The organism is Arthrobacter sp. Hiyo1, assembly GCF_001263615.2.
In the GTDB taxonomy this organism is placed as follows: domain Bacteria; phylum Actinomycetota; class Actinomycetes; order Actinomycetales; family Micrococcaceae; genus Arthrobacter.
In genome coordinates, this window is the sequence record NZ_DF952468.1 from 764,891 (window position 1) to 777,721 (window position 12,831).

12 protein-coding genes and 4 pseudogenes are annotated in these 12,831 nt (G+C 61.9%); 15 read left to right on the forward strand and 1 reads right to left on the reverse strand.

The genetic code is table 11. The annotated features are described in order from the left end of the window. Positions 1-38 precede the first annotated feature (38 nt). A pseudogene (locus AHiyo1_RS03330) lies at positions 39-934 on the reverse strand (glycosyltransferase). A gap of 213 nt (positions 935-1,147) precedes the next feature. Between AHiyo1_RS03330 and AHiyo1_RS27830 the strand changes: the two are divergent. From AHiyo1_RS27830 to AHiyo1_RS03400, 15 genes and pseudogenes are all read left to right on the forward strand, one after another. Next, complete coding sequence (locus AHiyo1_RS27830) at positions 1,148-1,414, forward strand: hypothetical protein (RefSeq protein ID WP_340639275.1); 267 nt, start codon at positions 1,148-1,150, stop codon at positions 1,412-1,414. After that, positions 1,411-2,256: an MraY family glycosyltransferase gene (locus AHiyo1_RS03335; protein ID WP_340639284.1), complete on the forward strand. Its 846-nt coding sequence runs from the start codon at positions 1,411-1,413 to the stop codon at positions 2,254-2,256. The genes AHiyo1_RS27830 and AHiyo1_RS03335 overlap by 4 nt, the downstream gene beginning before the upstream one ends. Positions 2,257-2,426: 170 nt before the next feature. Next, entirely contained in the window at positions 2,427-2,873 is a 447-nt protein-coding gene (locus AHiyo1_RS03340; protein ID WP_059387611.1) for a hypothetical protein, read from the forward strand. Further along, positions 2,860-3,198, forward strand: coding sequence for a hypothetical protein (locus AHiyo1_RS26135; protein WP_084784335.1), 339 nt, complete (start codon positions 2,860-2,862; stop codon positions 3,196-3,198). Before AHiyo1_RS03340 ends, AHiyo1_RS26135 begins: the two co-directional genes overlap by 14 nt. A gap of 81 nt (positions 3,199-3,279) precedes the next feature. Continuing rightward, on the forward strand, positions 3,280-4,080 hold the full coding sequence (gene atpB / locus AHiyo1_RS03350; protein WP_059387612.1) for a F0F1 ATP synthase subunit A: 801 nt from the start codon (positions 3,280-3,282) through the stop codon (positions 4,078-4,080). 82 nt (positions 4,081-4,162) lie between these two features. Beyond that, positions 4,163-4,381 carry an ATP synthase F0 subunit C gene (atpE, locus tag AHiyo1_RS03355; protein WP_028264751.1) on the forward strand — a complete coding sequence of 73 codons (219 nt, stop codon included), beginning with the start codon at positions 4,163-4,165 and terminating at the stop codon, positions 4,379-4,381. 54 nt (positions 4,382-4,435) lie between these two features. Continuing rightward, a pseudogene (locus AHiyo1_RS03360) lies at positions 4,436-4,994 on the forward strand (F0F1 ATP synthase subunit B). Beyond that, positions 4,994-5,820: pseudogene (locus tag AHiyo1_RS03365) on the forward strand (F0F1 ATP synthase subunit delta). The pseudogenes AHiyo1_RS03360 and AHiyo1_RS03365 overlap by 1 nt, the downstream one beginning before the upstream one ends. An 83-nt stretch (positions 5,821-5,903) precedes the next feature. Next, a complete protein-coding gene (gene atpA / locus AHiyo1_RS03370; RefSeq protein ID WP_059387613.1) occupies positions 5,904-7,541 on the forward strand; it encodes a F0F1 ATP synthase subunit alpha in 1,638 nt (545 codons plus the stop codon). A 93-nt stretch (positions 7,542-7,634) separates the two neighbouring features. Then, on the forward strand, positions 7,635-8,522 hold the full coding sequence (locus AHiyo1_RS03375) for a F0F1 ATP synthase subunit gamma (RefSeq protein WP_059387614.1): 888 nt from the start codon (positions 7,635-7,637) through the stop codon (positions 8,520-8,522). Positions 8,523-8,608: 86 nt separating this feature from the next. Continuing rightward, positions 8,609-10,063, forward strand: a complete 1,455-nt coding sequence (gene atpD / locus AHiyo1_RS03380; protein ID WP_059387615.1) for a F0F1 ATP synthase subunit beta — start codon at positions 8,609-8,611, stop codon at positions 10,061-10,063. A 1-nt stretch (position 10,064) separates the two neighbouring features. Continuing rightward, on the forward strand, positions 10,065-10,349 hold the full coding sequence (locus AHiyo1_RS03385) for a F0F1 ATP synthase subunit epsilon (RefSeq protein WP_059387616.1): 285 nt from the start codon (positions 10,065-10,067) through the stop codon (positions 10,347-10,349). Positions 10,350-10,359: 10 nt separating this feature from the next. Beyond that, positions 10,360-10,791 carry a DUF2550 domain-containing protein gene (locus AHiyo1_RS03390; protein WP_059387617.1) on the forward strand — a complete coding sequence of 144 codons (432 nt, stop codon included), beginning with the start codon at positions 10,360-10,362 and terminating at the stop codon, positions 10,789-10,791. A 5-nt stretch (positions 10,792-10,796) separates the two neighbouring features. Continuing rightward, on the forward strand, positions 10,797-12,068 hold the full coding sequence (locus AHiyo1_RS03395) for an alpha/beta hydrolase (protein WP_059387618.1): 1,272 nt from the start codon (positions 10,797-10,799) through the stop codon (positions 12,066-12,068). Further along, positions 12,065-12,831, forward strand: a pseudogene (locus AHiyo1_RS03400) (hypothetical protein); the annotation flags it as partial. The gene AHiyo1_RS03395 and the pseudogene AHiyo1_RS03400, both read left to right, overlap by 4 nt.

The window sequence follows — 12,831 nt, forward strand, 5'->3', positions numbered from 1 at the left end:
CAGGAACAGCGCCTGAACCGAAGCGCCCGGCAGGACCGCTAGAACTTCTGGTCCTCCAGGGGGCCAAAGCCCTTGTCCCGCAAGCCGGCGGAGAACGCCCGGAACCATTCGGCGAGCCCGCGGAAGTCACCCCGGGGGAGGAAGTAGCCCAAGTAGCCTCCGACGTCGGCCACCAGGGATTTTCCGCGGCGGTAGCGGCGGATCAAGTAGCCGCGGTTGCGGTAGTAGAAGTATCGCTTGAACGCCGAATCCGGCACGATCACGTGCCAGCGCGCGCGAAGACGTGCTTTGTCTCGGAAAACGCGTGCGGGTGGCTGATCCAGGCCGTCGCGACGGTACCGAAGCGGATTCCCGCTTTCCTGAGGCGGATCATGAAGTCCACCTCGTCGCCCCGGATGAACAGCCGGATATCCGGCACTCCCACTTTGAAGAACACATTGGAACGGATGAGCGCGCCGTTGAAGAAGTGCCCGACGTCGGGCAGGAACCCCGCCTTCTCGACTTCGGCGCGTTCGTGGGTCACCTTGCCGTCGATGCGGAAGAAGAAGGAGAGCTTGTCCGGGTGGCCGGGCGCAACGACGAGCGGCACGACGGCGTCGAGTCCGCGGGCCTCTGCTTCGCGAACCAGGGTTTCAAGACAGGCAGGATCGCCGGGTTCGGCGTCGTCGTCCATGATCCAGACCCATTCGGCGCCGCTGGCGACCGCCTTGAGGATTGCGAGGGCGAAGCCGCCCGCGCCGCCCAGGTTCGCCTCCGAGCGGACGTAGTCCACTTTTGGATGGCTTGACGCAAGCTCCCGCGAAGGAATGGTTCCGCTGTCCACGAGGCAAATGGTGTCCACGGGCATGGACTGCTTGTTGATGGCGTCGAGCAAGACTGCTAGCTCTCCGGGGCGGTCAAAGGTCACAGCCGCTACGGCAACGGAGACAGTCATGTAGGGTTCCTTCCGGGCACTCGCGGGGAGGGTCCTCCCGGCTCGCCCTAGGGGCGCGTGAAACGGAGCAAAGCCGCCGTTGACGCTAGTATCTTGACAGAGTCCAACTGTAGTACAGCAATATTCGGCGGTGCGCAGAGGTGTTGCAGGTGTTGTGCCGGCAGCTAGTCGCCAGGGACATAATCCACCACCACCGCCAACAGGAGCCGCCACGTGATCATGTATTCGCTCATGATGCTCACGGCTGCCGTCGTGTCGTATCTCGCTACGTGGGTAGCCCGCCAGATGGGTAACAAACTCCGGCTTTTCGCCCCCATCCGCAGCCGGGATATGCACTCAGTCCCGATTTCCAGGCTCGGAGGCCTGGGACTCTTCGCAGGCTTCGCCGTGGCCCTCGTGGTAGCCAGCAATTCGTTCTTCGTGAAGGACATCTTCCACGGAAACGGTGCGCCGTGGGGAATCCTGGCGGGTGCTTGGTGATCGTCGCGGTCGGTGTTGCCGACGACGTGATGGACATCCGCTGGTGGGTCAAGCTGATCGGTCAATGCACGGCGGGTACGATCGTTGCGGTCTGGGGCGTGCAGATGTCCGTGATTCCTTTTGTCCCGGAACCCATCCGGATCGAGGCGGAACCGCTACGGATTGTCCTGACTGCGCTCCTCATCGTGACCACCATGAACGCCGTCAATTTCATCGATGGCCTCGATGGCCTCGCGGCCGGCGTCGCCGCGATCGGCGGGGTTGCGTTCTTCCTGACGGCGTATTGGGTCCACCGCAATGCAACGCTGACGGACCGCTCGGATCTGGCGGCGCTGCTGATGGCCATCATCGTCGGTTGTTGCATCGGATTCCTGCCGCATAACTGGTTCCCGGCCAAAATCTTCATGGGCGACTCCGGCGCCATGCTTCTGGGCCTCGTGATGGCCTCGGCCGGTGTGGTGTCCACGGGCCAGATCAGTTCCGGACTCTACGACCGCGCCAACGGTATTCCGACCATCGTGCCCATCCTGCTGCCGTTCGCGATTTTGTCGCTGCCGTTGCTGGACCTCGGCTTGGCGGTGTTGCGGCGGACAGCTCGCGGCCAATCGCCATGGTCTGCGGATCGCGGTCACTTGCACCACAAGCTCATCGAGCTCGGCCACACCCACCGCACGGCGGTGCTCATGATGTACGTGTGGACCTGCATTCTGGCGTTCGGAGGCCTCGCGTTCGCCATCTTCCCCTGGCAGATGGTCCTCACGGTCGACATCGTGGCCGCATTGATCATGGCCGGGGTGACGGCCTGGCCCTACTTTGTCCGAAAAGGGCGCGCTGCCCAGTAGACGATGTGTGACGAGGGCGTTAACATCACAGTTCTATCTCATGTAGAATTCTAGGGCGGACAGTCACTCGCCCGCGCACCCACCCTTTTGAGAATTTGGCATTCTTGCCACGACGATTGGCATCCCCATGACCTCCAACGCCGGCGGACAGCAGTCCGACTCGAGCGGCGTTGCTGCCCCCCCGCTCCATGTCTTCGCTGTGGCTGCGGCTTCTTTTCCTCAGCTCGACGACGGCGGTGGCGGCCCTCGCGGCAACGTCGGCTGTTGCGGCGGTCATGAACGGTGGCGTAGGGGTACTCTCTGCCGCATTCGGCGGGGCGATCGTGATGGCATTTTTTGCTATCAGCCTCCTGATCGGCCATTTCGTCGGCCGGGATAACCCCTCCGGCGCGGTCGGCCTGTTCGTTGCCAGCTACTTTGTCAAGGTGGTCGGCTTCGCGGTGGTGCTCTTCGTCTTGGGAGCGCCCGCCTGGCTGCACGGACGCTGGTTCGTGATCGGCGCCGTCGTCACGGTTGTCTCGTGGCAAGCCGCCGAAATCTACGGCTTCAGCAAGGCCCGGCTCCAGATCTACAACGACCCCGCAGCGGGCAAAGGGGGCGACGATGTTCACTCCTAGGAACAAGCGACGCTCCGCTACGCTCAATGCCCCAAAAACCGGCGATTCCGCTGAGCAAGTGAGCGACGGAAGCGACGGCGGATACAACGCCGGCATAGCCGTCTTCAGCTACATTGTTGGCGGAATCATAGTCTGGAGTTTGATAGGCTGGGGTCTGGATAATCTGTGGGGGACTCGCTGGATTGTGCTCCTTGGCGCTCTGCTTGGAGCCGCAGGAGGGTTCTATCTTTCCCATATGCACGGCCTCACAAGTCATCGCTCGTCTTCCGGTGGAAGCAAAGCAGACAGTGGTCCGTCCCAGGACGGGAACAGTAATGCCAAATAATTTCACACGGGAAATGGCTGCAAGAAACGCGGCCGGATCCTCAACAACGCCCAATGATGGACACTGCAGAGAGGAAACGCGTTGATCGCGCTTGCGCTCCCGGCCCAGGATTCAGGGACCTTCACTCCTCCCGGAATCGACCAAATGCACCTGCCGGCTATCCTGCCGTGGGGTGCGAGCGATGGCTTCTCCAAGCAGATGTTGCTGGTGATCCTGTCGGTGGTTCTTATCGCCACATTCTTCATTGCTGCTGCACGCAAGCAGCAGTTGGTTCCCGGCAAACTGCAGTTCGCAGGCGAGATGGCCTACGGCTTCGTCCGCAACAGCATCGCCAAGGACATTATCGGCGGCCGCGACTTCATGAAGTTCGTGCCGCTTCTGTTCTCCTTGTTCTTCTTCATCCTGGTGAACAACATCTACGGCGCCATTCCCGTGATCCAGCTTCCGAGCTTCTCGCACGTCGGCGGGGCCTATGTGCTGGCCGCAGTCGTGTACGTCACCTGGATCGGCATCGGCATCAGGAAGAACGGCCTGAAGTACTTCAAGCTGGCCACGGTTCCTTCCGGAGTTCCTTGGTACATCCTGCCGATCGTCGTACCGATCGAAATCATCTCCAACTTCCTGGTCCGGCCCGTGACGCACAGCCTCCGTCTCTTCGCCACCATGATGGCCGGACACCTCATCGTGATGATCGCCGGCTCCGGTATTGAGTTCCTTGTCATGCAGGAGAACGTCCTTCTCAAAGGCGCATCCGTGCTGGTACTTGTTGGCGCCGTCGCCATGTACATGCTCGAAGCCTTGATCATGGTGCTTCAGGCATACGTCTTCACCCTTCTGACTGCGATCTACATCGAAGGCGCGCTCCACGCCGACAGCCACTAGGCACAACCCCTCAATCTTCCCCTTCGGGGGTTGAAGCAAACCAAACAACCTGCCGCGACTGCGGCATCTTGAAAGGAATACAATGAACGGCGACATCAACGGCTCCCTTAACCTCATTGGCTACGGTCTCTCCGCAATCGGCGGTGGTATCGGTGTGGGTCTCGTATTTGCTGCTTACATCAACGGTGTTGCACGTCAGCCGGAAGCCCAGCGCGTGCTCCAGCCGATCGCGTTCCTTGGTCTGGCTCTGACGGAAGCCCTCGCCATCCTCGGCCTGGTCTTCGCTTTCGTTCTCAAGTAAACCGCTAAGAACCAAGCGAACATTCAGAACCGAGTAGATAAGGACGGGTGAAACATGAATCAGCAGATCATCTCAGCCGCCGCTCAAGGTGCCGCCGAGTCGGCTAATCCGCTCGTTCCCAATCTCTGGGAAATGGGCGTCGTCTTCGCCGGCTTCGTGGTCCTCTTGTACATCGTGGTCAAGTTTGTTGTCCCGATGTTCGAGAAGACCTTTGCCGAGCGCGCAGAGGCGATTGAGGGCGGCATTGCCAAGCTGAAAAGGCCCAGGCCGAAGCTTCTGCAGCTCTCGAAGAGTACAAGCAGCAGCTCCACGATGCCCGCGCCGAAGCCAACCGCATCCGCGAAGAAGCTCGAGCCGAAGGTGCCCAGATCCTCGCGGAGCTGAAGACCAAGGCAGCAGCCGAGTCGGCTCGCATCACTGAGCAGGCGTACGCCCAGATCGAATCGGAGCGCCAGGCAGCTGTTGTCTCCCTGCGTTCGAGGTGGGCACCCTTGCCACGACTTTGGCAGAGCGCATCGTTGGCGAATCGCTCAGCGATGACGAGCGTGCCGCCCGCGTGGTGGACCGCTTCCTTGCAGATCTGGAGACCCAGAGCGCAGGTGCAGCTAAGTAATGGCAGGTGTATCGAGCGAATCGCTGACCAAGGCGCTGGAGCAGTTGGAAGCCACGCTTCCGACGGCCTCGCTGCAGTTGGCTAAGGACCTCTTCGGAATCCTGGGAACGGTGGACAGCTCGGCTGGCTTGCGCCGCGCCCTGACTGACCCCTCCCGCAGCGGAGAAGAAAAGTCGGCGCTGGTCAAGCAGCTGGTTGGCGGGAAAGTCTCCGCTGATGCTGCGGAAATCGCGAGTGGATTGGCCAGCTCACGCTGGGCATCGGCACGCGATATCGGCGATGCACTCGAGACTCTTGCCGCCACGGTGGTCATCGCCGTGGCTGAGAACAAGTCGGCCGTTTCTGCCTCCGGAATCACGGGGCTGGAAGAGCTGGAAAACGATCTGTTTGCTTTCAACCAGACCGTTGCTTCCAGCCACGAGGTACAACGTGCCCTGGGAGAGTCGCAGGCAAGTGCCGCGGCCAAGATCAGCCTGGCGGAGAAGTTGGTTCCTGGCGCAAGCCCGGAAGCCCAGCTCCTCATCGCCCAGGCCGTATCGCAGCCGCGCGGCGTCAAGCGAGCAAGCTCATCGACAATTTCGCCAAGCTTGCAGCCAAGCGCCAGCAGCGCTGGATCGCAACTGTCCGCGTTACCCGTCCGTTGACGGATGCGCAGGCCAGCCGTCTGCAGGCCGGGCTTGATGCCCTCTACGGCCGCGAGCTGAAGGTCAACGTCAGCGTTGATCCAACTCTGATCGGTGGAATCCGGGTCCAGGTGGCAGACGAAGTGGTTGACGCTTCCGTCGTAGCCCGCCTGTCCGAACTCCGCCGGCAACTCGCTGGCTAGCCAGACAAGCACAACTTAACTGATACAAACACCGGTCATCGTGAGCAACGATGATCACGAAAACAGGAGAGCAGGGACTGCAGATGGCCGAATTGACCATCAACGCCGACGACGTCCGTAATGCGTTGAACGAGTTCGCGGCGTCCTACGAACCCGGAAACGCAGAGCGCGTAGAGGTCGGCCGCGTGACCGCCGCAAGTGACGGCATCGCCCGTGTTGAGGGCCTTCCCTCGGTCATGGCGAACGAGCTGCTTCGCTTCGAAGACGGCACCCTGGGCTTGGCCCAGAACCTCGACGTCCGCGAAATCGGCGTCATCATCCTCGGTGACTTCACCGGTATCGAAGAAGGCCAGGAAGTCCACCGCACCGGTGAAATCCTGTCCGTCCCGGTAGGCGACGCCTTCCTTGGCCGCGTAGTTGACCCCTTGGGCCAGCCGATCGACGACCTCGGCGAGATCAAGGCCGAGACCACCCGTGCCCTGGAACTCCAGGCTCCGGGCGTGACCCAGCGTAAGTCGGTTCACGAGCCCATGCAGACCGGTCTCAAGGCAATCGACGCCATGATTCCGATCGGCCGTGGCCAGCGCCAGCTGATCATCGGTGACCGCCAGACGGGCAAGACCGCCATCGCCGTCGACACCATCATCAACCAGAAGGCCAACTGGGCTTCGGGCGATGTCAGCAAGCAGGTGCGCTGCGTTTACGTCGGTGTCGGCCAGAAGGCTTCCACCATTGCCGCTGTGCGCCAGACCCTGGAAGACCACGGCGCGCTGGAATACACCACCATCGTGGCTTCCCCGGCATCCGACCCCGCAGGCTTCAAGTACTTGGCTCCGTACGCCGGCTCGGCCATCGGCCAGCACTGGATGTACGGCGGCAAGCACGTCCTGGTGATCTTCGACGACCTGTCGAAGCAGGCCGAAGCCTACCGTGCAGTGTCCCTGCTGCTCCGCCGCCCGCCGGGACGCGAAGCGTACCCGGGTGACGTTTTCTACTTGCACTCCCGTCTGCTGGAGCGTTGTGCCAAGCTCTCCGATGAGCTCGGCGCAGGCTCGATGACCGGTCTTCCGATCGTGGAAACCAAGGCGAACGACGTCTCGGCCTACATCCCGACCAACGTCATCTCCATCACCGACGGCCAGATCTTCCTGCAGTCGGACCTGTTCAACGCCAACCAGCGCCCCGCTGTTGACGTCGGCGTGTCCGTGTCCCGTGTTGGTGGTGCGGCACAGGTCAAGTCCATGAAGAAGGTCTCCGGTACCTTGAAGCTGGACCTGGCGCAGTACCGCGACATGCAGGCCTTCGCGATGTTCGCGTCCGACCTCGACGCGGCTTCACGCCAGCAGCTGACCCGTGGTGCCCGCCTGATGGAACTGCTCAAGCAGGGCCAGTACTCGCCGTTCCCGGTCGAGGACCAGGTTGTCTCCATCTGGGCCGGTACGAAGGGCTACTTGGACGACGTTCCGGTTGAGGATGTCAGCCGTTTCGAGTCCGAGTTCCTGGAGCACCTCAAGCACAAGTCCTCCATCCTGACCACGCTGGCGCAGACCAACGTCCTGGACGACGACACCGCTGAAGCGCTGAAGTCCTCGATCATCGACTTCAAGAAGGGCTTCTTCGGGGAGGGCGACAACCGCTTGGTTGGCGCCGGCCACGAAGAGCACGAAGCGATTTCCGGTGGCGAAGTCGACCAGGAAAAGATCGTCAAGCAGAAGCGCTAGAGCATTGGTTACCGGGTCTGCGGAATCCGCAGGCCCGGTACCTTCGCCAAAGCCTTAGCCGCTGATCCATCGGGATCTTAGGAAAGGAAATGTATGGGAGCCCAGATCCGGGTCTACCGCCAGAAGATCAGCTCGACGACGTCGATGCGCAAGATCTTTAAGGCGATGGAACTGATCGCTACCTCGCGCATCGGTAAGGCCCGCGCCCGCGTTGCAGCTTCGACGCCCTACGCAAACGCGATTACCCGTGCTGTTTCTGCTGTCGCAAGCCAGAGCGAAATCGATCACCCGCTAGTCACCGAGCCGGAGCAGATCCGCCGTGCCGCCGTCCTGGTCATCACCTCGGACCGTGGCCTGGCTGGTTCTTACTCCGCAAGCGTGCTCAAGAAGGCTGAAGGTCTCAACGAGCTTCTCCGGGCAGAGGGCAAGGAAGTCAAGACCTACCTGGTTGGCCGCAAGGCCCAGGCATACTTCGACTTCCGCAGCCGTTCGTACTCCCGCGTGTGGACCGGCGGAACGGACGCACCGGAATTCGAGACTGCCAAGGAAGTCGGCGCCGCTCTTCTCGAAGAGTTCGCCAACGACTTCGCTGAGGGTGGCGTGGATGAGATCCACGTCGTTTACACCCGCTTCAAGTCGATGGTGACGCAGGAGCCCACGGTTGTCCGTCTGCTGCCGCTCGAGGTCGAAGAGCAGGCAGTCAGCGAGTCCGAGCTTCTGCCGCTGTACGAGTTCGAACCGGAGTCGGAGCAGGTGCTTGACGCTCTTCTTCCGCGTTACATCGAGTCCCGCATCTTCGCGGCAATGTTGCAGGCAGCGGCTTCCGAGCTCGCCGCCCGCCAGCGCGCCATGAAGTCGGCAGGCGACAATGCGACCGAACTGATCAAGAAGTACACGCGTCTGCGCAACACGGCCCGCCAGGCTGAGATCACGCAGGAGCTTTCCGAAATCGTGGCCGGCGCCGACGCCCTGAGCGCGTAGTTGCCGGTGCATGGTTCGGCGCAAGCTGCACCTGCACCAAATAGATAAACTTAACCCCACGCCATCTACTGAGTGAAGTGAGAGAGATGACTGCCACCGCTACCGAGCACGCAGCCGCAACGGCCGGCGCCACCGGCCGCATTGCCCGCGTCATCGGCCCGGTTGTCGACGTCGAATTTCCGGCTGACGCAATCCCGTCGATCTACAACGCACTCACCACCGAGGTAACCCTCAACGGTGAGACCAAGACCATCACGTTCGAGACCTCCCAGCACCTGGGTGACAACCTCGTCCGTGCCATCTCCCTGCAGGCCACCGACGGACTCGTCCGCGGCACCTCCGTGCAGGACTCCGGCTCCCCGATCTCCGTGCCTGTCGGCGACGGCGTCAAGGGCCACATCTTCAACGTTCTCGGCAAGCCGCTGGACGTTGACGAGTCCGAGATCAACGCGGACGCTTACTGGCCGATCCACCGCAAGGCCCCGGCCTTCGCGTCCCTCGAGGGCTCCACGGAGATGCTCGAGACCGGCATCAAGGTCATCGACCTTCTCACCCCGTACATCAAGGGTGGAAAGATCGGTCTGTTCGGTGGCGCCGGTGTCGGCAAGACCGTTCTGATCCAGGAAATGATCACCCGTGTGGCCCGCAACTTCGGTGGTACTTCGGTATTCGCCGGCGTTGGCGAGCGTACCCGTGAAGGCAACGATCTCTGGGTTGAAATGGAAGAGGCAGGCGTCCTCAAGGACACTGCCCTTGTATTCGGCCAGATGGACGAACCGCCGGGAACGCGTCTGCGTGTGGCATTGTCTGCGCTCACTATGGCGGAGTACTTCCGCGATGTGCAGAACCAGGACGTGCTGCTCTTCATCGACAACATCTTCCGCTTCACGCAGGCCGGCTCCGAGGTCTCCACCCTGCTCGGCCGCATGCCGTCCGCAGTTGGTTACCAGCCGAACCTCGCTGACGAGATGGGCCTCCTGCAGGAGCGCATCACCTCGACGAAGGGCCACTCGATCACGTCGATGCAGGCTATCTACGTGCCGGCTGATGACTACACCGACCCGGCTCCGGCAACGACCTTCGCACACCTCGACGCGACCACGGAACTTTCCCGTGAAATCGCCTCCCGTGGTCTGTACCCGGCCGTTGACCCGCTGACGTCGACTTCCCGCATCCTGGACCCGCAGTACATCGGCAAGGACCACTACAACACGGCTGTCCGTGTGAAGCAGATCCTGCAGAAGAACAAGGAACTCCAGGACATCATCGCCATCCTCGGCGTTGACGAACTGTCCGAAGAAGACAAGATCGTCGTGTCGCGTGCACGCCGCATCCAGCAGTTCCTGTCCCAGAACACCTACACCGCCAAGCAGTTCACCGGCGTCGAAGGCTCCACCGTGTCCATCAAGGACACTGTCGAAGGCTTCACGGCGATTTGCGACGGCGAGCTGGACCACATCGCAGAGCAGGCGTTCTTCAACGTCGGCGGCCTGGATGACGTCGAGCGCCAGTGGGCCAAGATCCAGGAACAGACCAAGTAGTATGGCTGAGCTCGAGGTTGAGATTGTCGCAGCGGACCACTTCGTGTGGTCCGGTGCGGCCAAGATGGTCAAGGCCCGTACCAGCGATGGTGAAATCGGGATCCTGCCGGGCCACTCGCCGCTCCTCGCCATTCTGGCCGCGGGCGAGCTGGCCATCGAGCCGGTTACCGGAGACCGCCTTGCAGTAGTTGTGGACGGCGGGTTCTTCTCCGTCGACAACAACCGCGTGGTGATCGTCGCTGACAATGCCCAGTTGGGCGATTCAGCTACTGCGGGGATCCGATAGCAAGACCTTGATGGACGATTCTGCTATTCCGTTCATCGCCTTGGCAACGGCGTTTGCGTTGCTGATCTTTACACTGTGCCTCGTCGGGGTGCGCCGCTTCAATCTGCGGCGCGCCCTGGGCACGGTCGACGCCTCCATTTGCACGGCTGGAAACAGCTGGCGGATGGGGGTTTGTCGTTATCAGGACTCGGAGCTTGAGTGGTTCCGCCTGCTTTCCCTTAGCTTCCGTCCAAGACACAGCTTCCGCCGCAGCTCCCTGGAACTCTTGGGCCGCCGGAAGCCAACGGAGGAAGAACTGACGAGGCTGCAGCCCGACGTCGTGGTCGTCGAACTCCAGCACGAAGGCCAGCGGTTCATGCTGGCAATGAGATTTGATGCCTACGCCGGGTTGTCATCCTGGCTGGAGGCCGGCCCCGTGGTGGGCGTCGGCACCTGGCGCTGAGGACAGTGGAATTCCTGTACAACCTGAGCCTTGTTGATGGTCCCTTCTATTGGACCATCTTTGGCGCTGGAATTGCCGGGAGCGCATTCCTTCTCCTGCGATGGGACCGGCGCTGGCTGCTTTCCATTGTTGTGTCGCTTATCGCCGCAAGTGGAGTTGTTGCGGTCATTCATTGGCTACTCGTCAACGTCCTCACCGTCTTCCCGGAGGATCTCCCCTTCGATGTCCTCGCTTGGTCGACGGTTGCCTTTTCCGCGCTGGCCCTCTTCCTTTTTCGGCTTCCGGGTTCCTCGTGGCGCGGCAGGAGCGCCGCAGGGTTCTCGTTCTTCGCGGTCCTGCTCCTCTCCGCGTTTCAGATCAACAGCTACTTCGGGCTTAACCACACGGCGGCTGATCTCTTCGGTCACAATGTTGGCCGGATCCCACAGCTTGAGGAGGGGTTCAAAAGGGGTTCTTCCCGAACCCTCCCGGTGTCGCTGCCTGAGGGGGGACTTGTCCGCAGGGCGTCGATCCCCGGAATCGAATCCGGATTCACGGCCCAGGATGCTTTCATCTACCTGCCGCCGGCCTACCAATCCGCTGACCGCAGCCAACTACCGGTTCTGGTGCTCTTTGCGGGCCAACCCGGACGTCCCGCCGACTGGCTGACCGGCGGTCTCCTTGAACCGGCCATGAATACTTTCGCCGCCCGGCACGGAGGCGTGGCGCCCGTCGTCGTGGTGGTCGATCCCAACGGTTCCGATACCGCAAACACGATGTGTATGGATAGCCGGATCGCACGTGCGGATACCTACCTAGCGATCGATGTTCCGCGTTGGATCAATTCGACGCTCGAGGTTTCGGCCGACCCAAGGAAGTGGACGGTCGGCGGGTTCTCCTTCGGCGCAACGTGTGCCGTGCAGATGACTACGCTGCATCCCGAAATCTATCCTTCGTTCATCGCGTTCTCGGGAGAGCGGGAGCCTTCACTTGGCCCGGACCGCCGGCGGACCATCCAGACCGCATTTGGCGGCGACTCTACGGCCTTCGACGCCCTGACACCGTTGAACCTGATGAAACAGCGAAGCTACGACGGGCTTGCGGGCTTCTTCGCCGTCGGGGCCTCGGACGGCGAATTCGTCGGCTACGCCACCGAGCTTGCGGCGGCCGCCCGCACCTCCGGCTTCGAAATCCGGCACGCTTCAGTTTCCGGAGCCGGCCATTCGTGGGCGGTCGCCGTGCAAGAGCTTCCTTCCGCCATGGAATTCCTGGCCCCTCGCTGGGGACTCGTCCAGTGAGCACCCAGGAAGCCCGGTTATCCAAGGACCAGACGACTGATCCCGAAGAAGGCAAACCCGCTCGGAAGATGGTGGCAACGCTTGCCCGGGCCATCCTGGGCAACGTGGCTGCCCACATCGGGGCAATCCCGTTCACCGTGATTGTGCTCGCCCTGTACCTTCTCACTCCCGCGATCTTCGACTCAGATCTCGGGTACGGCCCCGACGTCTTGCGGCACCTTTCAAGCGTGAGCGGCGGAGGATTGAAGTCGGGGGACTGGTGGTCCATCTGGACGTCGATGTTCTTTGCAGCCAACCCCCTCGATTACACGATGAGCTCGTTGTTGTTTGTCGTGCTGTTGGGCTCTGCAGAGCGCAAGCTGGGGTGGTTCCGCACGGCGGCGGGCTTCTTTGGCGGACAGTTTGCCACGGTCACCGCTTTTCTGTTGGTGGTCCAGTTGGCAGCCTACGCCGACGATGGCTGGCTGGGGCGGATGATGGACGCCAGGACTTCCGGGCCGCTTCCGGCAACCCTCTTCGTCTCGATGGCGGCCAGCGGCCTTCTCCCGACCCTGTGGCGCAGGCGCCTGAGGGCGACCGCTGTGTCCTTGGCGCTCCTCTTGGTCCTGTACGTCGGCGACCCCTCAGCCGTCATGGCCCTGGCCGGAGCCGTGCTCGGACTGGGGGCGGGCCTGTGGCTCCAGCTCGACCACGGGATTCAACCGAGCCACCGGGCGACCAGGCGTGAAACCCGAAACCTGTTGTCCCTCATGGTGGCGATTTT

Bases quoted from the DNA above. Each gene is read 5' to 3' on its own strand.
- AHiyo1_RS26135 (WP_084784335.1), top strand. From the start codon at position 2,860: ATGTTCACTCCTAGGAACAAGCGACGCTCCGCTACGCTCAATGCCCCA.
- AHiyo1_RS03375 (WP_059387614.1), top strand. From the start codon at position 7,635: ATGGGAGCCCAGATCCGGGTCTACCGCCAGAAGATCAGCTCGACGACG.
- atpE (WP_028264751.1), top strand. From the start codon at position 4,163: ATGAACGGCGACATCAACGGCTCCCTTAACCTCATTGGCTACGGTCTC.
- AHiyo1_RS03385 (WP_059387616.1), top strand. From the start codon at position 10,065: ATGGCTGAGCTCGAGGTTGAGATTGTCGCAGCGGACCACTTCGTGTGG.
- AHiyo1_RS03390 (WP_059387617.1), top strand. From the start codon at position 10,360: ATGGACGATTCTGCTATTCCGTTCATCGCCTTGGCAACGGCGTTTGCG.
- atpD (WP_059387615.1), top strand. From the start codon at position 8,609: ATGACTGCCACCGCTACCGAGCACGCAGCCGCAACGGCCGGCGCCACC.
- atpA (WP_059387613.1), top strand. From the start codon at position 5,904: ATGGCCGAATTGACCATCAACGCCGACGACGTCCGTAATGCGTTGAAC.